This is a genomic window from Mucilaginibacter galii, from assembly GCF_014635825.1.
GTDB lineage: Bacteria > Bacteroidota > Bacteroidia > Sphingobacteriales > Sphingobacteriaceae > Mucilaginibacter > Mucilaginibacter galii.
Genome location: NZ_BMDO01000001.1, coordinates 588,020 through 608,079, shown reverse-complemented (window position 1 = coordinate 608,079; position 20,060 = coordinate 588,020). Strand labels below are relative to the sequence as shown.

19 protein-coding genes and 1 tRNA gene are annotated in these 20,060 nt (G+C 43.7%); 12 read left to right on the top strand and 8 right to left on the bottom strand.

The genetic code is table 11. The features are described 5' to 3' along the window. The first annotated feature begins 33 nt into the window (after window positions 1-33). The gene (locus tag IEV61_RS02660; RefSeq protein ID WP_188413523.1) at window positions 34-1,380 is read left to right on the top strand and encodes an SGNH/GDSL hydrolase family protein; all 1,347 of its coding nucleotides are present in this window, start codon (window positions 34-36) and stop codon (window positions 1,378-1,380) included. 104 nt (window positions 1,381-1,484) lie between these two features. Here IEV61_RS02660 and IEV61_RS02655 read toward each other — a convergent pair whose 3' ends face one another. Next, window positions 1,485-2,465: an NAD(P)H-quinone oxidoreductase gene (locus IEV61_RS02655; RefSeq protein WP_188413521.1), complete on the bottom strand. Its 981-nt coding sequence runs from the start codon at window positions 2,463-2,465 to the stop codon at window positions 1,485-1,487. A 135-nt stretch (window positions 2,466-2,600) separates the two neighbouring features. On the opposite strand from IEV61_RS02655, the gene IEV61_RS02650 reads away from it, so the two are divergent. The 4 genes from IEV61_RS02650 to obgE all read left to right on the top strand — a co-directional run bounded on the left by IEV61_RS02650 (window position 2,601) and on the right by obgE (window position 5,139). Next, window positions 2,601-3,062, top strand: coding sequence for a redoxin domain-containing protein (locus IEV61_RS02650; RefSeq protein WP_188413519.1), 462 nt, complete (start codon window positions 2,601-2,603; stop codon window positions 3,060-3,062). Between the two features lie 108 nt (window positions 3,063-3,170). After that, window positions 3,171-3,244 (top strand) — tRNA-Arg (locus tag IEV61_RS02645). Window positions 3,245-3,312: 68 nt separating this feature from the next. Next, entirely contained in the window at window positions 3,313-3,885 is a 573-nt protein-coding gene (locus IEV61_RS02640; protein WP_188413517.1) for an adenylate kinase, read from the top strand. 255 nt (window positions 3,886-4,140) lie between these two features. Further along, a complete protein-coding gene (gene obgE / locus IEV61_RS02635) occupies window positions 4,141-5,139 on the top strand; it encodes a GTPase ObgE (protein ID WP_188413515.1) in 999 nt (332 codons plus the stop codon). Window positions 5,140-5,492: 353 nt separating this feature from the next. Here obgE and IEV61_RS02630 read toward each other — a convergent pair whose 3' ends face one another. Continuing rightward, on the bottom strand, window positions 5,493-7,064 hold the full coding sequence (locus IEV61_RS02630) for a hypothetical protein (RefSeq protein WP_188413513.1): 1,572 nt from the start codon (window positions 7,062-7,064) through the stop codon (window positions 5,493-5,495). 139 nt (window positions 7,065-7,203) lie between these two features. Between IEV61_RS02630 and gap the strand changes: the two genes are divergently transcribed. Next, window positions 7,204-8,223, top strand: a complete 1,020-nt coding sequence (gene gap, locus IEV61_RS02625) for a type I glyceraldehyde-3-phosphate dehydrogenase (protein WP_188413511.1) — start codon at window positions 7,204-7,206, stop codon at window positions 8,221-8,223. 262 nt (window positions 8,224-8,485) lie between these two features. Further along, window positions 8,486-8,920, top strand: coding sequence for a GNAT family N-acetyltransferase (locus IEV61_RS02620; protein ID WP_188413509.1), 435 nt, complete (start codon window positions 8,486-8,488; stop codon window positions 8,918-8,920). Between the two features lie 96 nt (window positions 8,921-9,016). Here the strand turns inward: IEV61_RS02620 and IEV61_RS02615 are convergent, their stop codons facing one another. Beyond that, window positions 9,017-9,511 (bottom strand): glycine zipper domain-containing protein, encoded by a 495-nt coding sequence (locus IEV61_RS02615; RefSeq protein WP_229747008.1) that lies wholly within the window; start codon window positions 9,509-9,511, stop codon window positions 9,017-9,019. A 315-nt stretch (window positions 9,512-9,826) separates the two neighbouring features. Between IEV61_RS02615 and IEV61_RS02610 the strand changes: the two genes are divergently transcribed. The 4 genes from IEV61_RS02610 (at window position 9,827) to IEV61_RS02595 (ending at window position 14,031) form a co-directional block, all read left to right on the top strand. Then, window positions 9,827-11,020 carry a phosphoglycerate kinase gene (locus tag IEV61_RS02610; protein WP_188413507.1) on the top strand — a complete coding sequence of 398 codons (1,194 nt, stop codon included), beginning with the start codon at window positions 9,827-9,829 and terminating at the stop codon, window positions 11,018-11,020. A gap of 72 nt (window positions 11,021-11,092) precedes the next feature. Further along, a complete protein-coding gene (locus IEV61_RS02605; protein WP_188413505.1) occupies window positions 11,093-11,635 on the top strand; it encodes a YcxB family protein in 543 nt (180 codons plus the stop codon). A 78-nt stretch (window positions 11,636-11,713) separates the two neighbouring features. After that, window positions 11,714-13,573: a CocE/NonD family hydrolase gene (locus IEV61_RS02600; RefSeq protein WP_188413503.1), complete on the top strand. Its 1,860-nt coding sequence runs from the start codon at window positions 11,714-11,716 to the stop codon at window positions 13,571-13,573. Next, entirely contained in the window at window positions 13,573-14,031 is a 459-nt protein-coding gene (locus IEV61_RS02595; protein WP_188413501.1) for a DUF2314 domain-containing protein, read from the top strand. The genes IEV61_RS02600 and IEV61_RS02595 overlap by 1 nt, the downstream gene beginning before the upstream one ends. A gap of 1,098 nt (window positions 14,032-15,129) precedes the next feature. On the opposite strand, the gene IEV61_RS02590 is transcribed toward IEV61_RS02595, so the two are convergent. Continuing rightward, window positions 15,130-15,963, bottom strand: coding sequence for a formylglycine-generating enzyme family protein (locus tag IEV61_RS02590; RefSeq protein WP_188413499.1), 834 nt, complete (start codon window positions 15,961-15,963; stop codon window positions 15,130-15,132). 162 nt (window positions 15,964-16,125) lie between these two features. Then, a complete protein-coding gene (locus tag IEV61_RS02585; RefSeq protein ID WP_229747007.1) occupies window positions 16,126-16,884 on the bottom strand; it encodes a glycoside hydrolase family 11 protein in 759 nt (252 codons plus the stop codon). 316 nt (window positions 16,885-17,200) lie between these two features. On the opposite strand from IEV61_RS02585, the gene IEV61_RS02580 reads away from it, so the two are divergent. Beyond that, window positions 17,201-18,085: a DMT family transporter gene (locus IEV61_RS02580; RefSeq protein WP_188413497.1), complete on the top strand. Its 885-nt coding sequence runs from the start codon at window positions 17,201-17,203 to the stop codon at window positions 18,083-18,085. Window positions 18,086-18,410: 325 nt separating this feature from the next. On the opposite strand, the gene IEV61_RS02575 is transcribed toward IEV61_RS02580, so the two are convergent. From IEV61_RS02575 to IEV61_RS02565, 3 genes are all read right to left on the bottom strand, one after another. Then, a complete protein-coding gene (locus IEV61_RS02575) occupies window positions 18,411-18,803 on the bottom strand; it encodes a hypothetical protein (protein ID WP_188413494.1) in 393 nt (130 codons plus the stop codon). 96 nt (window positions 18,804-18,899) lie between these two features. Further along, entirely contained in the window at window positions 18,900-19,559 is a 660-nt protein-coding gene (locus IEV61_RS02570; protein ID WP_188413493.1) for a YceH family protein, read from the bottom strand. A gap of 23 nt (window positions 19,560-19,582) precedes the next feature. Then, a complete protein-coding gene (locus tag IEV61_RS02565) occupies window positions 19,583-20,023 on the bottom strand; it encodes a lipocalin-like domain-containing protein (RefSeq protein ID WP_188413491.1) in 441 nt (146 codons plus the stop codon). Window positions 20,024-20,060: the final 37 nt, after the last annotated feature.

Below are 20,060 nucleotides of genomic sequence, written 5' to 3'. Positions count from 1 at the left end.
GAGGACTTTTATTATAACTAACTCAATTTTAAGATGAAATTAAATAATTACAAAAATATATTCCTGGTTGGTTTACTAACCTTAGCGGCCTGTAAGCCCAGCGTAGAAACTCCGGTGCTTACCAAAGGTTCAGCTGATTTTAGCCGTTTTATTTCGGTAGGTAACTCCTTAACTTCCGGCTTTGCGGATGGTGGCCTTTACCGCGAAGGACAGTTAAATTCGTTTCCTTCTATTGTAGCGCAGCAAATGCAGGCCGTAGGTGGTGGAAACTTTGCACAACCATTGTTTAGCGAAGATAAGGCAGATGGTTCAGGCTATATACGCTTAGATAAATTTAATGCGGATGGCACACCAGTAACTGTAAATCAATCTACTAATAACGCTGTTCGCGGTGTAATTGCTGTACCCATTAGCGCCACAGCTACTACCAACGTAACCGTTTACACTAAATACACCGGCGATATTAATAACTATGGTGTTCCGGGCATCAGATTATCGGATGCCACTAACCCTTTATATGGTAACTACAATGGATATTTTGAGCGCTTATTGCCAGGTATAACTCCGGCTAATACCTCAACCTCTTACCTCGACTTTGTTACTGCCAAGCCTTATACTTTTTTTTCTAACTGGTTAGGTAATAATGATGCTTTAGGTTATGCTACCTCGGGTGGTGCAGGCGATGTGCTTACACCGAAAGCAACTTTTACCGCTTTATACAATCAGGTAATTACAAAGCTAACGGCTGGCGGACAAAAAGGCGTTGTATCTACCATTCCTGATGTTACGGCCATCCCTTACTTTAGCACGGTAACTATTGGCGCTATTTTAGCCGGTGTACAAAAAGTAAATCCCGCAGCAACGGCATTATATGTAAGTGCACGTAACACGGCCGACGATGCAACAGGTATTAGTTACACTGCACGTGTTGCCACAGCTGCCGACTTGGTTACTTTAACGTTTCCAACCAGTAAAATTGGTACCCTGGTATCTACCGTTGCTGGTCCGCTGCCTTACGGCTTAACTCCGTTGACTCCTATCGAAAACCAATATATTTTAGATCCAAATGAAGTTGTCCTGGTTAGGGGATATGTTGATGCTTATAACACCACCATTAAAGCTGCAGCCGCATCAAAAGGGTTAGCGCTGGTTGATATGTATACCGTCTTGAACAACATTAAAAAAGGTGTTATTATTGATGGTGTGTCCCTGAACTCAAGTTTCATTAGCGGTGGCGTATTTTCGTTAGACGGCGTGCATTTAACGCCTCGTGGATATGCTATTGTTGCTAATGAGTTTATCAAAGCCATTAATGCTCAATATGGCTCTACCATTCCGCAAGCCGAAGTATCTGCTTACAGGGGTGTTAAAATACCGTAAGTAGAGTCAGTTAGTCCATAGAGACCGTTAGTCCGTTAGTTGGAAAGTAAAAGTTTTACTGCCAACTAACGGGCTTTTTGTTTTTCACTAACGAACTAACTGACTCAAAACTCCAGCACTATCTTCCCAATATGCTCACTGCTTTCCATGAGTTCGTGAGCTTGTGCTGCTGCTGAGGCCGCGAAAACCTGGTGAACAACAGGCTTGATCTGTCCATCGGCCAGCAAAGGCCAAATATGCTCTTTCAACTGCTTTGCTATAGCCGCCTTAAATTCCACATCGCGCGAGCGCAGCATAGAGCCGGTAATGTTTAAACGCTTACGCATTACTACCGAAAGGTCTACCTGTACATCTTTGCCGTTCATGCTGTTGATCATTACCAGCCTGCCTTCGTTGGCAAGCGCCTGCAAGTTTAGTGGTGTATAATCGCCGCCTATCATGTCCAGTATTACATCTACGCCTTTACCTTCGGTAACTTGGTGAATAGCTTCGGCAAAGTTTTGCTGCTTATAGTTAATGGCTTTGGCGGCGCCAAGTTGTTCGCAAAAGCGGCATTTGTCATCGCTTCCGGCGGTTACATAGACAGTGCTGCCTAAGGCTTTGGCCATTTGTATGGCTGTAACGCCAATGCCGCTGCTGCCGCCGTGTACCAGCAAACTTTCGCCGGGCTTTAAATGCCCACGGTCAAACACATTGCTCCATACGGTAAAAAATGTTTCGGGTATTGATGCCGCTTCGACCATCGTTAGGTTCTTTGGCACGCGCAGGCAGCTGCCCTCCGGGGCGGTGCAGTATTCGGCATAGCCACCGCCTATCACCAGCGCACAAACGCGGTCGCCGGGCTTCCATTGGGTTACATTATCGCCCACGGCTTCAATAGTGCCGGCTACTTCCAGTCCGGGTATATCTTGCGGTGCGCCTTTTGGAGGAGGATAATTGCCTTTACGCTGAAACACATCAGGCCGGTTGATGCCTGCTGCCGAAACTTTAATTAACACCTCATGCGATAGAGGAACCGGTTGCGGTCTATCTGTTAATTGCAAGACATCCGGTGCACCGGGCTTTGAGATCACCACTGCTTTCATGGGCTATATTTTATTTAATAAACTTTAGTGCGTTGGTTAAGTTTGGTTATAATAACATCATATTTAATAGCAAACCATTCGCTATACTTCAAATACCGTAGTTAAATCTTTAATTTGAAGAAAAAACAGATAGCTATGTCATTACAACCAGGCCAGCCCGCTCCACAGTTTACGCTGGTATCTTCCGAATTGAAAGAAACTTCATTAGCCGATTTTAAAGGACAAAAAGTGGTATTGCACTTTTTTCCTATGGCATTCACCGGCGTATGTACCACACAATTGTGTACCCTGCGCGATAATTTTGGCTTTTACGAAGGCATTAATGCCCAGGTATTCGGTATCTCTGTAGATTCGCCTTTTACCCTGGCCAAATTTAAAGAAGAGAACAATTACCAGTTTCCGTTACTATCCGATTTTAACAAAACTGTTTCTACGGCTTACGGTGCCTTGTACCAAGAATTTGTATTCGGAATGAAAGGTGTTTCTAAACGTGCAGCCTTTGTAATTGACGAAGAGCAGAACATTATTTATGCCGAAGTGCTGGAGTCGGCAGGGGATTTGCCTGATTTTGATGCAATTGCAGAAAAGTTAAAGTAAATTTTAAAAAATATTTGAGCGGAATGCAAAATTATGCTACTTTTGCATTCCGTTTCAGAGACGACATTATGACTACAAAACATAATACGTTTCTGAATACAAGGTTAAGCACTCGTAGCTCAATTGGATAGAGCATCTGACTACGGATCAGAAGGTTAGGGGTTCGACTCCCTTCGAGTGCACTCTTTATCCAAAAGCCTTTCCGTAATTATTTGCAGAAAGGCTTTTTAATTTAAAATCACAATAAAGGATGCTGAACTTAGTTTTGTTTGGTCCGCCCGGCGCAGGGAAGGGTACACAATCTCAAAAACTGATTGAAAAATACGGCTTAATCCATCTTTCAACCGGAGACATCTTACGCAACGAAATTTCGCAGGGAACCACTTTGGGTCTTGAGGCTAAAAAGCTGATGGATAAAGGTGTACTGGTACCCGATGAGGTAGTGATAGGCATGATCAGCAATAAGCTGGATGCTAATCCTGAAGCTAAAGGGTTTATTTTCGATGGTTTTCCGCGTACGGTAGCTCAGGCTGCAGCTTTAGATACTTTATTAGAAGGAAAAAGTACCAGCATTTCGGGCATGATTGCTTTAGTGGTTGATGATCAGGAACTGGAAAACCGCTTGCTGCTTCGTGGTAAAGATTCGGGCCGCCCCGATGATGCCAACCCGGAAATTATCCGTAAACGCATTAACGAGTATAATAACAAAACTACCCCGGTAGCCGAGTTTTACAAAGCGCAAGACAAATTTACCAGCATAAACGGTATAGGTTCTGTAGATGATATTTTTACCGAGCTTAGTTCGGTTGTTAATCAATATTAAAGGTTCGTTAAGAATCTGTTTTTTACATTTCGGATTTAAGCAAAACCTTAACAGGATTGTTTAAATCCGAAATTGTTGTTTTAGGCGGTTGCCTAATTCTATTAATAATAAAATGTCATCTCGAACGGTAGTGAGAGATCTTGTTTCAACAACTAAGTTTGCTATATACTGCATCGAACAGGATTTCTCGTTATCACTCGAAATGACAAGGTTTCGGAACAAATCCGAAATTGAACATTCGATATCCGAAATAAAATGAGCCAGGGATCAAACTTTGTCGATTACGTAAAAATAAACTGCCGCTCGGGCAAAGGTGGTGCGGGTTCTACCCATTTGCACCGCGATAAACACACCGCCAAGGGTGGCCCCGATGGTGGCGATGGTGGCCGTGGTGGGCATGTTATTGTAAAAGGTAATGCCCAGTTGTGGACCTTGCTGCACTTAAAATACCGTAAACATGTGATGGCAGGCGATGGCGACAGCGGCAGCAGCGGACTAAGCACCGGCAAAACTGGTCGCGATGAGATTTTGGAAGTACCTATGGGCACCATTGCCAAGGATGCGGAAACTGGCGAGGTATTGTTCGAAATTACCAAAGACGGCGAAACTAAGATCTTAACAGACGGCGGCCGCGGTGGCTTGGGCAATTGGCATTTCAAAACTCCCACCCAGCAAACCCCTCGTTATGCGCAACCCGGCGAACCCGGCAAAGAACAATGGAACGTACTGGAATTAAAATTACTGGCTGATGTAGGTTTGGTAGGCTTCCCCAATGCGGGCAAGTCCACGCTGCTTTCGGTAGTATCTGCCGCTAAACCCGAAATTGCCGATTACGCTTTTACCACACTGGTACCTAACCTGGGCATTGTAGCTTACCGAGGTAACAAGTCTTTTGTAATGGCCGATATTCCGGGTATCATCGAAGGTGCATCAAATGGTAAAGGCTTGGGTATCCGTTTCTTACGCCATATTGAGCGCAACTCGGTATTATTGTTCATGATTCCGGCGGATACAAACCGCAGCATTAAAGAAGAATACGCCATCCTACTCAACGAGCTGGAACAATATAATCCCGAGTTAATTCACAAACCCCGCGTACTGGCTATCACAAAAAGCGATTTGCTCGACGAGGAACTGCAAAAAGAAATGCAAGCCGAACTACCTGAAGGTATTCCTTCCGTTTTCATATCAGCCGTAGCCCAGCAAGGCTTAGATCCGTTAAAGGATTTGTTATGGAAAGAGATTAATCAATAAATGAAAAGAGGCATTTTAAGTGCCTCTTTTCATTTATTGATTTTGTCATTTCGAACGATACTGAGAAATCCTGTTCGAACAGTTTGTGCCGTTTTAATGAGTTTAGTGGATCTGAACTCGACGTAGTACTGTTGAACTTACTTCGTCTGCTCATTCGCCGCAGAGGCTGTTACTTTGTCATAGCCACAAAGTAACCAAAAGGCCTATCCAGCGTAATCCCTGCAAACACACAGGCCATACGCCCGGCCGGGTACGCTGGATGCCCCACGCTTCTCGTGAACGGTAGTGTTAGTTCCCTCCTTGGGGAGGGCAAGGGAGGGGTTTCACCGCAATAAAGTTAGAATAACGTCACATTACTCCGCCTTATAAACCACATACTCCTCCGTCATCTTCTGTACTGTAAACCCTTTATAACCCGGGAAACACTTCATTACAAATTTAGAGAGTCCATTTTTATTATAATCTATGGGGAGCACCAAATATAAGGGACCTGCATGTCCTTTATACAAATAATCTTCCAGGTCAATACCCACATCAGCACCAATAGGTTCAATGGTGATCATGCGGTTGTGTTGTATCTCTAAACCCAAATCGGCACTGGTAAAAGCAAAGATGGCATTGTGCTGCTGGCGGTCTTGTTGCATTACATAGTTCATGGTAGGCTGATCTATAAACTGCTGTGTTATGCCGGTGTGTCCGTGTATGCCTTCGGTCTTATTGTAATTGTATTCGCGATAAAGCCGGGCATAGCTGGTATAGGTTATAAACAGCCATACCAATGCAAAAGCAGTTTTAAAAACCATACGGGTTTGGCTAATGAGGTATAACGTGCCGGGAATTACAACCAAGCCAACAACGCGGAAATGCCGACCCTCATAAGATATGGCCAGTTGCCTGAAAAAGGCGTAGCTAAAAAATAATACAAATATGCTGTAAAATACGGCTACCACTATTTTGCATGGGCGGTAAGGTACATAGCGTAGTATGCAAATGATCAAGACAAGGCTTAAAGCAGCCATGGTGAGCAAAAGCACAACCGTCCAAAAATGGTTGAACATCTGTCCGTCGGGCGAGTACACCAAGCCATTGGTAAGATCATCTACCGAAAAACCCGACAGCAGGGGTGAGGCCAGCGGGAAGCTGAACGTTTCCCAAATTACCCGCCAGCTATGGTCGCTTGCCGATGCCGGGTTGCTGCCCTTGCTTAAAAAGAACAGGTAAATGCAGGCTACCGAAAGTACCGCAGGTATGCCAATGGCAAAGCCATTCTTTAGCCAAACGGCGTAATCTTTTCGCGGGGGCGAAATATTAATCCACAAGCAAAGCAAACCGGCCGCGTACACCAGTAACATGGTCGATTTAGTATAGAAGCCTATCCACCCTGCAATCAGCACAAATAGTACCATAGGGATGCTTGTCTTCTTAAAGTAAAAGCAGCCGTATAAGAACCAACCGGCATAGGCAAACATCAATACCTCACCACCATTGTAAAATATATACGGAATATAGTAAAACTGCTGGCAACTTATAAATAGTACGCTCGCCGCTGCCAGCACAGGTTTAAAGCCAATCTTTTTAAAGAAGGCAAAAAAGCCCAGCAGTCCAATCATCTCGCACAAAACAATGGTTATAACCGAAGCCTGACCAGTATTTATGCCGAATATCTGTTTGAAAACGTAGGGTGTTAAGTATTGCCCGGGCGACCACCAGGTCAAGAACAAAGAAGTGTTCTTGGCAATATTGGCCTGATCGGGGCTAACGAGTTGGTTAAAGCCGCCGCCCATTTCCATAGATCGCATCACCTGGAAACCCCAGCTTGGGTCGGGGTAAATGGCAGGCGGAGCCATGTAGCTGAATATGCCGATGATAAGCGTTGCCAGCAGCGGTATCCCTAAAATTAAATGTGCTAATTTATTGTTGTTCATAGCTTAGCATACAGATGTTGTGGCCGCTAAAATAACTAATATAAAGGGTATAGCCTACAATTATGACCGCGGCATGGAATTGGGGCGCACATACAACTCCTATATTTAATAACTTTGCTGTTGAATTAAGGTACTGATCATGAGGATTGCCATTAACGGATTTGGCCGCATAGGCCGCATATTTTTACGGAATATTTTAAACCGCCCCGGTATTGAGGTGGTAGCCATTAACGATATTACCAATACCCATACCCTGGCACATTTATTTAAGTACGATACCGTTCACCGCGGTTTTAAGGGCGAGGTTACGTTTGATGATAAGCACTTATTTATTAACAGTAAAAGTATTAGAGTGCTGGCAGAGCATATCCCCGTTAACCTGCCCTGGGCCGAGCTGGATATTGACCTGGTGATAGAATCGACAGGTAGGTTTGCTTCTTTAGATGGCGGGCAACAGCATTTGGCGGCCGGCGCAAAGCAGGTTTTACTTTCGGCCCCGGCGGGCGGCAAGGCCGTGCCTACCGTAGTTTTGGGTGTGAACGATGGCGAGGTCGATCTGCGTTCGCCCATATTGAGCAACGCCTCTTGCACTACTAATAACGTGGCTGCTATGGTGAAAGTGTTAGAAGATAACTGGGGCATTACCGAGGGTTACATAACCACCGTGCACTCTATGACCGGCGACCAAAACCTGCACGATGCACCCCACAAAGACCTGCGTAGGGCACGGGCAGCATCAGCCTCAATTATTCCAACCACTACAGGTGCTGCCAAGGCCATTACGAGTATATTTCCTCATTTAGAGAGCAAACTGGGTGGTGCCGGTATCAGGGTGCCTGTGCTAAATGGCTCTTTAACAGATTTTACCTGCCTGCTTAAAAAGCCAGCTACCGTCGAATCTATTAATGCGGCATTTAAACAAGCTGCCGAAGGGCCCCTAAAAGACATTTTGGAATACACCGAAGACCCCATTGTTTCTACCGATATATTAGATAACCCGCACAGCTGCATCTTTGATGCCCAGCTTACTTCCATAGTAGGCGACCTGGTGAAAGTAGTAGGCTGGTACGACAACGAAATGGGCTACAGCAGCCGTTTGGCGGACTTGGTGGAGAAGATAGCTGTGGAGAGATTACAGCATACAGAGTCAAGAGTTTAGAGTCTTGAATCAAGATAATCGATTTAGAAAAACATCAGCATTGCAGAGTAACGCACTGTTAAAAAGAAGCGTAGGCTCGCCAGCGCACCCGGCCGGGAGTTGGCCTTGTGCGTTAGCAGGGATTGTGCTGGCTTGGCCTTTTTGCTACTTTTGTGGCTAAGACAAAAGTAGTAGCCACTCGCGGCAATGAGCGAGACGAAGTGAGTTCAACCACACTAACCAAAGTTTAAAACGCACTAAAACTATACGGTCGAGTAATAACATGATAAAATTTATATCCCAAGACGATATCCTCCCTATCCGTAACGAAATCCTCAGAGAGGGTAAACTTACGCTCGATGAGTGCCGCTTTACCGGCGATGATAATCCGGATAGCTTTCACCTCGGTTATTTTGTAAACGAGCAACTGGTTTGCGTGGCTTCATTTCATCCGCAAAGCTACGCCGAGTTTACGGGTAGGGGGTACCAGTTACGCGGTATGGCTACGTTAAAAGAACACCAGGGCAAGGGCTTAGGTACCCAACTGATTAATTTTGCCGTTGTGTACCTGCGCGGACAAAAAGCCAACTATATATGGTGTAACGCCCGCCAGGTGGCCGTGAACTTTTATGGCAATGTAGGTTTCGAGGTGGTATCCAAGGAGTTTGATATCCCTGGCATTGGTCCGCATTATGCTATGTATTTGAAGATACAATAGGCGTTATTTCAAAAATGTAATATGCTCGTCCAAAACATAAATATATAAAAAAAGCAACCTCATTTGAGGTTGCTTTTTTTATATTCAAAATACTGATTATTGGTTATTCTGTTTTTTCTTTTCTACAATCTTACCAACACCAAAACCAGCGGCACCACCGGCAACACCACCAATCAGCGCACCTACACCTCTGTTTTTCTTGGTAACTAAAGCACCTGTTAATGCACCAGCACCGGCACCTATCAATGCACCGTTACGTGCAGCATGGCTTTTCTTTTTAGCCACCGGGTATGCAGTACTTCCGTAGCCCGATGCAGCAGAAGATGATCTTGAACCTGATGATGCGTAAGATGCTCTTGGGCGCGTTGCAGCATAAGTTGTTTTGGTACGGCTTTTTTCACGCTCGGCACCAACATTTTTTAAGCTGTCTTCATAACGTGCTTGTTTTGCGGCTTTAAAAGCAGCAAGGCCTGCAGTGTCTGCTTTTGCAACCACTGGAGTAGTATCTGTTGTTTTTACTGTAGACGGGTTAGGGTTGGAGTGACATGCTACCATACCTACTGATATTCCCGTGACTAATAATAAACGCATTGACTGTATCATAATAATTGTTTTTAAGTAGTGTGTTGAATGTATGACTCCTGAAAACTGCAAAAGTCAATTCTACATAAGCAATTTCGTTGCCAAAAATTCAAAACATGGAGTTAATGCCTTCTATTACAACTATGTGCCGCATTACTGCCACTCTTATTTATTTGATTTTTAGATGGAATAGGCGAGTGTTGTGTAACATCCGTTTACTTGCTTGAGGTATTACTTAGTGTATATCTCACACTTTTTTGATTTTACCTTATGCTATGTGAATTTAATTTCTGAATTTGGCAACTCATTTGACGTGCTTACTTCATGAAAACAATTGACCAATTAAACTTTGCCGGAAAAAAAGCCCTCATCAGGGTAGATTTTAACGTTCCGCTTGATAAAGATTACAACATAACTGACGACAACCGCATTACTGCAGCGCTGCCAACCTTGAAAAAGATATTGGCCGATGGTGGTTCGCTTATCCTGATGTCGCACCTGGGCAGGCCGAAAGATGGCCCGACCAACGAATTTTCCCTCAAACACATTATTCCGCATTTAAGCGAGCTCTTGGGTAAGGAAGTGCAGTTTGCCGATGATTGCATTGGTGAACAGGCTACCGAAAAAGCAGGAGCCTTGAAAGATGGCGACGTATTGCTGTTAGAAAATTTACGTTTTTATAAGCAAGAAGAGAAAGGTGATAAAGATTTTGCCGAAAAGCTATCCAAATTAGGCGATATATATGTGAACGATGCCTTTGGTACCGCACACCGTGCTCACGCTTCAACTGCGGTAATAGCGCAGTTCTTCCCACAAGCCAAATACTTTGGTTACTTAATGGCAGCTGAATTAGAAAATGCCGAAAAGGTATTGAACGGAGCTGCTAAACCTTTTACTGCTATTATGGGTGGTGCCAAGGTGAGTGATAAGCTATTGCTGATCGAAAGCATGTTATCAAAAGTAGATAACCTCATTATTGGTGGTGGTATGGCCTACACTTTTGCCAAGGCTCAGGGTGGCACCATTGGTAATTCATTGGTAGAAATGGATAAGTTGGAACTAGCATTAGAGCTGATTGAAAAGGCTAAGCAAAAAGGCGTAAACCTTTTATTGCCGCTCGATTCGGTTATTGCCGATGCTTTTGCTAACAATGCCAACACTGGTGTTGCCTTAAAAGGCGAAATTCAGGATGGTTGGATGGGACTGGATATTGGCCCTGAATCGGTTAAATTATTTAGCAAAGTGGTAGCCGAATCAAAAACTGTTTTATGGAACGGCCCGATGGGTGTTTTTGAAATGGAGACGTTTGAAAAAGGTACCAAAGCCGTAGCCGAAGCCGTAGTGGAAGCTACTAAAAATGGTGCGTTCACCTTAATTGGTGGTGGCGACTCTGCTGCTGCTGTAGCTAAATTTGGTTTCAGCGATGATGTAAGCTACGTATCAACCGGTGGTGGTGCTTTACTTGAATATATGGAAGGTAAAGAATTGCCGGGTGTGAAGGCGATAAACGAGTTATAAAATTTTATTTGATCGTAAAAGGCAAGCTTCGGCTTGCCTTTTTTGTTATACAAAAAATTCAAAGTATTAATCATGAAAGCGAGAGTAACGTTCACTGCTGAGGATCTGTTAAATAATTACTTATTCGTTGCTTCAAAATCTGATTTGGCTACACGCAGGAGGCTTAAGGTCAAGTTGCTGTTGGTAGCAGGTTGTTTAATTGGTGCCGCTGGTTCGTTCATTGCACATGATAGTTATACAATGTGGGGATTTATAATAGCCGGAATACTCTTTTTGTTATTTTACCAGTTTTTGCAAAAAGTCATTTACAAACAAAATTATAAGAAGCATGCCGAGGATAGATTTAAAGCGCTCAAAGATGTTGTATTTGATTACGATATTACTAATGAAAGTATATCAACCAAAAGCAGCATAGGCGATGTTGTGATCAAAACATCGCAAATAGAATCCATAACTGAAACCGGCAGTTATTTCTTTATTAAACTAAAATCTCAAGATACCATTACCCTGCCCAAACACGGCTTTGACTATAACTTATTGTCGGCGCAATTGAACAATATAGCCGCCGCCAATAGTATAGCAGTTACCGAAGAGCTTAACTGGCGATGGAAATAGCCAAATAAACGGATATTTACAAAGGCTGCTTATACTTTAAGCAGCCTTTTTTGTATGTTTAGCTACCCAAATCAATATATGAAAATACTGTCGTCCTTCCTCCTAGTTCTTTTCGCCCTGTCGGCTTTTGCGCAGCAAGGCGCACCCGATCCGGCTTTTGTGAAAAATAATTACACCAAGTATGAGTACCAAATACCCATGCGCGATGGTAAAAAGCTGTTCACGTCGGTTTACGTGCCTAAAGATCAATCTAAAAAATACCCTTTCATGATGGACCGCACCTGTTACAGCGTAGCGCCTTACGGTGCCGAAGCGTATAAGGGCAGCCTGGGTCCGTCGCCGCAGTTTATGCAGGATGGTTACATTTTTGTTTACCAGGATGTACGCGGCCGCTTTATGAGCGAGGGCATCTACGAGGAAATGACCCCCGAACTGGAAGTACACAAAACCAATAAAGATATAGACGAAGGCACCGATACGTACGACACTATTGACTGGCTGCTAAAAAACGTAGCCAATAATAATGGCAAGGTAGGGGTATGGGGTATTTCGTATCCTGGCTTTTATACCACTACTGCTTTGCTGAGTCGTCACCCAGCTTTGGTGGCTGCATCGCCTCAGGCGCCCATCGCCGATTTATGGCGCGATGACGGCTGGCACAACGGTGCGTTTTTCCTGGTGGCCAACTTTGGCTTTTACCCGGGCTTTACCAACCGCCAGGACGATAAACCTACCCAGCGCCGAGGTAAGGGATTCAATCCCGGTACGGAGGATGGTTACGATTTCTTCCTTAAAATGGGTTCGATGAAAAATACGAACGACAAGTATTATAAAGATACCATTCGCCTGTGGAACGAAATGATGGACCACCCCGATTATGACCAGCACTGGAAAGACCGCAACGTGTTAACCCACCTGCACGATATTAAAACCGCTACCCTGGTAACGGGGGGATGGTACGATGCCGAGGATTTATACGGTGCTATCAATACCTACAAAACACTGGCTGCCAAAAACCCAAACACCCCCGTATACTTTGCCATGGGCCCCTGGGTGCACGGCGGCTGGGCACGCGGCGCGGGCGATCATTTAGGCGATGTAGATTTTGGCGGCCCAACAGGACCATTCTACCGCGAAAAAATTGAGTTCGCCTTTTTCAGTCACTACTTAAAAGGTACACCGCTGGATATACCTAAAGTATCTACCTTTCAAACCGGCGCAAACCAATGGAAAACTTACAACGCCTGGCCACCAGCCCCGGCTAAAGAAAAGAACCTGTACTTTTTGCCTGGTGGTAAATTGTCGTTCACGGCACCTGCTGCGGGTAAAGACAGCTATACCGAGTTCGTATCAGACCCTAACAAGCCGGTACCTTACTACGCCAAAAAAACGATGGACATGGAGCGCGACTATATGACCGCCGACCAGCGCTTTGCCGCCAAAATGCCCGATGTGTTAAGTTACCAAACCGATGTGCTTACCGACGATGTTACCCTGGCCGGCAACATTTGGGCTAACCTTAAAGTAGCCACCACCGGTACCGATGCCGACTGGGTAGTAAAAGTAATAGACGTTTACCCTGATACCGCCGCGAACAATAAGTTCACCACTAAAGATGTGCAAATGGCCGGCTATCAGCAAATGGTACGCAGCGAAAGCATGCGCGGCAAGTACCGCACCGGCTTTGACAAACCTACCGCCTTTACCCCCGGCCAGGTGAGCCCCGTAAACTTCGAATTGCAGGATGTATTGCACACCTTTAAAAAGGGTCACCGCATGATGGTGCAAATTCAAAGCACCTGGTTCCCGCTAATTGATCGTAATACGCAGCAGTTTCAGGATATTATGAAAGCTAAGGACGGCGACTTTAAGAAAGCTACGCATAGGGTGTATACCTCAAAACTGCATTCAAGTTATTTAAAGGTGAGGGTAATGTAATGAGAACGAGAAACTGTATTTTATTGCTTGGTGCCTTGATAGTAGCGTTTCAGGCCTGTAAAAATGCTTCAAAAAAGGAAAGTGACTTTGCAATCGTGAACCTCGCAAAAGACGATAAAACGTTTTTAGCATTAAAAGACACTGCTCAAAAGTACATCCCTGAATTTGCCAATAGCTTAAAGCTTCACGGCAGCGATACTGCTAATTATACCTTTATTGCAAAATCAGACTTTGAAGAAAACGGTACGCATGAGCATATGTGGTCAAGGCTTTATACCATAGATAACGATGTATTGAAAGGCGAACTCATTGATTCGGCCTTCAATTTAAAGCGTATAAAATTGTACGATAAGGTCGAGATCAAATTGAAAGAGGTGGAAGACTGGATCATTTACGATAATGTTCACAAACAAAAACTTGGCGGATATTCTGAGAAATACCTGGAGGGTAAACAGTAAATTTTTAATTCTTCTATACGCTGCCCGTGTTTTTTAACTATGAACTACTATGCCTACAGACTTCTGTTTGCCTAACTTATAGGAGATAATTGCTTGAAATGGGAACCTTTAACATCTTACAGACAAAAATTAATTGCCCTGATTGTAATAGCACTTTTAAGGTGGAAATACAATTTAAGTATGGCGATACATGGCAATACATTTTTGAAATTGGAGATGAGCTGAGATGGGGTGGAAATGATATAGGAAATTCAACTATTAAGAACGTAATAGTTTATGGGATAACCAGTATGAATATTTGTCCAAATTGCAATGCCATCACTTATGATGAGTTCGACCTATTTATTGTTGACAATAAAATTCATTCAATTAGACCGATGAAGTCATTTCAAAATTACCTTACTGATTCGGACGGCAATTTCTATATTACCAAATAGATAACAACACACTTATTTATAGTTATTTACAACTTGCGAAGATAATGTAAGAGTTCTTGCTCTGCCTCGAATTAATGTAGCGTAACTCATGGTAAAATAATAGGAGAGTTTAACCTTCCTAAAGAACAAGTACAAGTTGCCCCCCATGTTCGCGAATGCCGGTAGCCAGTATTATCACTCGATTAGTAACTAAAAAGGTCACACGCCGCAGGTGTATACATGCACATGGATAAAGCGCAACTCAAACATGATACTTCGTCAATTCATGATCGCTCATAATTTGATAATGTGAAACGAGGCACTTGGCGCAAAAAAACCTTTTAACCGGGACAAAAAACAGCATCCAGCGTATTAACAACGGAGTTCGAAGCATATAATGGAAAGGCCTCTTGCATTTCTTGCAATGTAAAAATGGCTTGCTCATAATTAAATCGATTGCAAGTCTTTATACGCGGGATTTTTTTTTAAGTTTTAGTGAAATGATATTTAATTATAAAGTAATTGAAAATTTGTAATAAATTTGGTTCTGTGGTTTAATTGCTTCATGATTACCACCGCTCCCGCAAGGGTCTCCCTTGTGGTCTGCGACGAGATTCTTGCGGTTGCGAAGGGGGCCGTGCAACAATACAGCCATAGACGGCCTGCGAACTTAATTTGAAGCTTAAATCCCTTTGCAAACTCTAAGCCCTTGATCTGCTCCCTTGCCACTTGCTTCAAAACTGTGCCGGTTAGAACATTCGCAGCGGTTTTCACCCCCTATCCAGCCACCACCCCGCTGAGTGCGTTTTATACCTGCCGCAGTTTCATCATCCTGGTACCAATCCTCACACCATTCCCTCACATTTCCCGACATATCAAAAAGGCCTAATTCATTAGGCTTTTTGCTGCCAACTGCTTTGGTTTGACAACGATTTTTTTCCAATATCGACCAATTCCATGTTCCCGTTAAACTTTTATCTCCCGAGTTTTTCCAATACCATGCAACCTCTTCTATATTATTACTTCCGCTATATTTATAGCTTTTACTTTTTTGCCCTCCGCCAGCTGCGTATTCCCATTCAGCTTCAGTTGGCAGGCGGTAACCGTTAGCATCTGCGTTTACAGTTACCGTAAATTTTAAACTATCAAACTCACTTTTATTGATGGGGTCCTTCGTGTTTTTATTTAATGTGTAATAGGGTTTTAGGCCCTCTTTTATACTCCTTTTGTTGCAGTAATCCACGCAATCGTACCAATTCACCGTTTCTACTGGCAAGCTATCACCTTTAAATTTGGAGGGGTTATTTCCCATGATAGCTGTCCATTCCTTTTGAGTAACTTCATTTTTGCCAATTAAAAAATCGGGTAAGGAGCCTTTGCCATAAAGATTGGATTGTGTATTGGTATATGCTCCCCCCTGCACTCTCACAAAATTGGGATCTTCGGAGTGGTTTATTTGTTTGCAAGCAACCAAAAGAGTGATTGCCAATGATATTATTATCAAAAAAATCTTCATTATGCTTAAGCTAAAAGTTGATCTACAAAACGGCTTTTTATAGGTTATGCCCAACACCGATCTTTCGGTATAGTATAAGAAAGCCGCCGGTGTAAACACTCGACGGCTTTCATGTTTAACGAAAAAAATAAGTGAAATTAGCTTCGTCTTGGCGTGTTATTGCTACCAAACACTTGCGTTAACATATCCGCTGGTACCTGTACCGTAAGACTCTGTTAGCAGTATGGCCGAGGGAGAAATGTCACTTCCAATGGGTAATCCTGCACTTGCCCAGGCGTTCACATGGTTAGCAAAAGTAATGCTTCTGTTTTGCGCGGTTGGTGCCTGAGATGTGCGGGTGCTAAAAACCTGACGAAAAGTTTGCGTGCCATCAATGGAAGGAGCGTTGGTGCGGAGAGCCGTATATATATCATACGTACCACCATCGGTACTAACCGATCCGCGACGATCTGACGATGCAGGTCTTGAACCACCCCATTTTTCGTTCACATAGTACTCAATAAGCGGGCTTCTTGTCCAGCCGTAGTAAGCAAAAGATCCGCCGCCATTCATGCTAAAAGATCCGCAATTGTAATTTACAGTTCTGGTCTTAGAACCCGCGCTCCAGCCTTTACCACAAGTAAAGTTACCGTTAAAACCACTCCACGAAATGGAATAATTTCCGTTAGAACCATTGGTGTAAGTGCAAGTTCCGGTTGCCCCGTCACTTTTCCAAAGCGACCAAAAGTAGCCGTTGTTGGTGCCCGACTGGTAGGATTGTACCGCTTTAGCTGGGGCGCTTTCGTTAGGCACTTCCTCCGGCTTTGCCTCGGCTCCTTTTTTGCAGCTTGTTAACATTGATGAACCAGCCAGCACAATAATGGCAGCAGCTCCAAAGGCAACCTTCCGGGTTGCTTTCGCTAGTAATAGTTTTTTGTTCATATAGATTAATTTTTGGTTAACCTAAAGTAACAGGTTTAGTAGTTATAACGATGGTAGTTTATATCAAAATTGTTACTCAAATGTTCAGATTTGTACATTGATAATTAAGTGCTTATCTCACACCGTGCGAGTGCATGATGCTCAAACCAAGGGATAAAAATGTATCAAAATTTTAACTAAGAAAATATACTGCAAGTAACCTCCGTTATCCGTATTCCTCGTTTTTTATGCGCTGTCGCACAATTTGGCGTGTATATGTTCACCCCTTTAAAAATAAGGGAGGTATATAAATGTTTCATCCATTAACTTTGCTGCCATGTACAAAAACATCCTGCCCGGCTTGTTATTTGCAGTCTTATGGGCAACCGGGGCTATTGCGGCTAAATTTGGCATACGCTCGGCCGATGCGCTGATGCTGGCCAGTTTACGCTTCCTTATAACGGGGATTGTGTTTGCACCTTACTTCCTGCTTCATAAAAAGCACCGCTTTATACCTTATCGCAACGAGTGGAAATCTATTGTCATTTATGGAATGTTGAATACCACGTTAACGCTCGGGTCGTTCTTTGCGGCGCAAAAATATGCTTCGGCAGGAATCAGTATGTTATTTACGGCGGTAACGCCCTTGTTGATCGCTTTACTGTCGTCCATATTCCTCAAGCGTAAGTTAAGCCGTTTTGAAATTGTGGGGATGCTGGTGGCATTTTCGGGCTTATTGCTGGCCGCACTATCCGCTTTACCTACGGCAACCATCACCGTTACCGGCATTATCTTACTTGCTGTTTACATGACGGCCTACGCCTTAAGCAGCATGTACATATCGGTAACCAGGGTTTCCTTACATAACATGGTTTTCAATGTATGGCAGGTTTTCATCGGCGGATTGATCCTGTTGCCTTTTTGCTGGTTATTTAAGGCCAGTCATGTCAGGCACTTCGATGTTAACCTTCTCTTATCGCTGACCTGGCTTATCATTATGCTATCATTTGTGGCTAATTTGCTTTGGTTGTATCTGATTAAAAAAGATGCGGTGTCAGCAGCGTCATGGTTGTACCTGGTGCCGGTGCTGGGGTACCTGTATGGGTACTGGCTGCTTGGCGAAGCGGTTACTTTATACGCTGTGTTAGGTGGTATAATGGTAATTGTTGGCCTGGTTATTTCTAAGCGTAAAACGCAGGATGTTTTAGAGCCCGATATGTAATTAGATATAGTACTTCATCGATTCTTTTTTAGTCATGATGTGGTAACGCGAGGTTACACAATTAGCGCAAAAAAAGCTTTGAACAGGGATGAAGAATAGCAGTGTGCGAAATATAAAGGGTTTGGGTAAGCGGTAGTGGAAAGGCTTATGGCACTTAGTACAGTATAGTAGCGGCTTATTCATATCTCTCGATTCTCAACATCATATTCTAAGATAAGTTTGATTTGAGCCGACTCGATATCCTAAAAAGAGTGTTTTAAGTAGTGATCGTATTAATGAAACATCAATTCACTAACTGTGCAAATAATGCATGGTATCAAACTTGTTATTTTCTAACATAGGTTGAACCGCCGCCATCGTAAGCATTACTGTTAATTTCAAGTGTAGTATTCTTTATGCTGATAACGTTCCAGTTCGACTGGTTGTCAAATTTTAAAGCATTATCGTTTTTGCCCGAATATATGCTTAAAACCTGCCCTAAGGAATATTTACCGTTGGCTGTGGTATTACCGTTAACTGTTTTAAGATAAGTTTCATCAGCATTAAAAGTGATGATGGTTACTTCATTAGCGGCGGGATAATACGTTTTGCCATCAAAGCCACCTCCGTAAGATGTAAGCTGCCACCTGCCCACAATATTATCACTATTGGGGTTACTATTCTCTTTTTTGCAGCTTACAGCAAGTAGTGCAATAATTATGAAGCAATATTTTATCATGGTCGTATCCGGCTTAAATGGTATGTTACCCATACGGAAAGTATTAGTAGAACGATACAGTTAATAAGGGTAAATTTAGCTAATACCCAAAAAGCTTTACCCCATCAATTCCTTCATCAACTTATCAAACTCTGTACGCATGGCAGCCAGTTCTTCTTCGAGTTTAGCTACCCGTGTTTCAAGCTCAGCTACAGATGAGTTAGCGGTCGTAGTGCTTTCAGGTTCATCATTTTCGGGTATGTCCAGGCTTTCGCCTAAGAGGTGCATGTAGCGCGCTTCCTTTTGCCCGCTGCGGCGGGGGAGTTGAGTAAGGTAGGACACATCCCCGCTGCTTAACTGCTCCAACACTTCCTGCACATCGTCAAGCGATTCAAATTCGTATAACCGGCCCGAGTTGGTGTTTATTTCGCCGGGTGTTTGCGGTCCGCGAAGCAGTAAGAGGCAAATTACGGCTACCTGGGCGGGCACTACCGGGAATACGATAGCAAAATTGTGCTTGTATTTGATAGCCCGGCTGCTGCCACCGGTGGCGGTAGAAATAAGTCCGCGTTTTTTCAAAGAGTCAAGCGTACGCATCACCGTATCGTCGTCATACTGCACCACCGGCCTGCGGGCCGATTTTTGGTTGCAGGCGGCCGTTAATCCATTCAGTGTCATGGGGTAGTAGTCGGGCGTGGTTCGGCTTTTTTCCATGAGTGAGCCTAACACGCGTATTTCTTCGGGGTTAAGCTTGGGGAGGTTTTGCGGTTGATCCATAATCTTAATATTTCAGACTCATCTTACTTCATTCGTATAAAACGCATACCGCAGGCTTCGCGGCAAGGCGGGTTAAGCAGCAAGGTGGTTGCAGTTACCTGATATCTGTGTGTAATTAACGAAGTATTGCCGGTGATAGAAAATTCGACATGATTGCTGTCAACGAGTTTGTAGGCCGTAGTATTATAAAATGCATTGCCGCTTACCTTGCCATCTTTACTAAACTCTACATACTGAACGCTGTCTTTAGAAACAGGCGTCCAGGTAGCCTTGCCATCGCCAATATCGGCCAGGGTTTCGGTCATTTGCCATTTGCCAACAAGTGTAGGTTTACCGGTTTGCGTTTTCTGGCTGTTGCAGGCTGTAAATAAGGCACTAATTATAAATAGTAATAAAAGAAGCCCCACCCAACCCTCCCCGTGAGGGAGGGTTTTTGAAATTGATGTTTTTTTAATTTTTTTCATATTAAATGTTTCTTGTCTGCTATAAATTGGAATGTTT

What these genes read in the sequence shown, in the direction of transcription:
- IEV61_RS02650 (WP_188413519.1), top strand. Translation starts at nt 2,601, where the DNA reads ATGTCATTACAACCAGGCCAGCCCGCTCCACAGTTTACGCTGGTATCT.
- IEV61_RS02660 (WP_188413523.1), top strand. Translation starts at nt 34, where the DNA reads ATGAAATTAAATAATTACAAAAATATATTCCTGGTTGGTTTACTAACC.
- gap (WP_188413511.1), top strand. Translation starts at nt 7,204, where the DNA reads ATGAGGATTGCCATTAACGGATTTGGCCGCATAGGCCGCATATTTTTA.
- IEV61_RS02565 (WP_188413491.1), bottom strand. Translation starts at nt 20,023, where the DNA reads ATGAAAAAAATTAAAAAAACATCAATTTCAAAAACCCTCCCTCACGGG.
- IEV61_RS02620 (WP_188413509.1), top strand. Translation starts at nt 8,486, where the DNA reads ATGATAAAATTTATATCCCAAGACGATATCCTCCCTATCCGTAACGAA.
- IEV61_RS02580 (WP_188413497.1), top strand. Translation starts at nt 17,201, where the DNA reads ATGTACAAAAACATCCTGCCCGGCTTGTTATTTGCAGTCTTATGGGCA.
- IEV61_RS02585 (WP_229747007.1), bottom strand. Translation starts at nt 16,884, where the DNA reads ATGAACAAAAAACTATTACTAGCGAAAGCAACCCGGAAGGTTGCCTTT.
- IEV61_RS02615 (WP_229747008.1), bottom strand. Translation starts at nt 9,511, where the DNA reads ATGCGTTTATTATTAGTCACGGGAATATCAGTAGGTATGGTAGCATGT.
- IEV61_RS02570 (WP_188413493.1), bottom strand. Translation starts at nt 19,559, where the DNA reads ATGGATCAACCGCAAAACCTCCCCAAGCTTAACCCCGAAGAAATACGC.
- IEV61_RS02575 (WP_188413494.1), bottom strand. Translation starts at nt 18,803, where the DNA reads ATGATAAAATATTGCTTCATAATTATTGCACTACTTGCTGTAAGCTGC.
- IEV61_RS02590 (WP_188413499.1), bottom strand. Translation starts at nt 15,963, where the DNA reads ATGAAGATTTTTTTGATAATAATATCATTGGCAATCACTCTTTTGGTT.
- IEV61_RS02630 (WP_188413513.1), bottom strand. Translation starts at nt 7,064, where the DNA reads ATGAACAACAATAAATTAGCACATTTAATTTTAGGGATACCGCTGCTG.
- IEV61_RS02605 (WP_188413505.1), top strand. Translation starts at nt 11,093, where the DNA reads ATGAAAGCGAGAGTAACGTTCACTGCTGAGGATCTGTTAAATAATTAC.
- IEV61_RS02640 (WP_188413517.1), top strand. Translation starts at nt 3,313, where the DNA reads ATGCTGAACTTAGTTTTGTTTGGTCCGCCCGGCGCAGGGAAGGGTACA.
- obgE (WP_188413515.1), top strand. Translation starts at nt 4,141, where the DNA reads ATGAGCCAGGGATCAAACTTTGTCGATTACGTAAAAATAAACTGCCGC.
- IEV61_RS02600 (WP_188413503.1), top strand. Translation starts at nt 11,714, where the DNA reads ATGAAAATACTGTCGTCCTTCCTCCTAGTTCTTTTCGCCCTGTCGGCT.
- IEV61_RS02595 (WP_188413501.1), top strand. Translation starts at nt 13,573, where the DNA reads ATGAGAACGAGAAACTGTATTTTATTGCTTGGTGCCTTGATAGTAGCG.
- IEV61_RS02655 (WP_188413521.1), bottom strand. Translation starts at nt 2,465, where the DNA reads ATGAAAGCAGTGGTGATCTCAAAGCCCGGTGCACCGGATGTCTTGCAA.
- IEV61_RS02610 (WP_188413507.1), top strand. Translation starts at nt 9,827, where the DNA reads ATGAAAACAATTGACCAATTAAACTTTGCCGGAAAAAAAGCCCTCATC.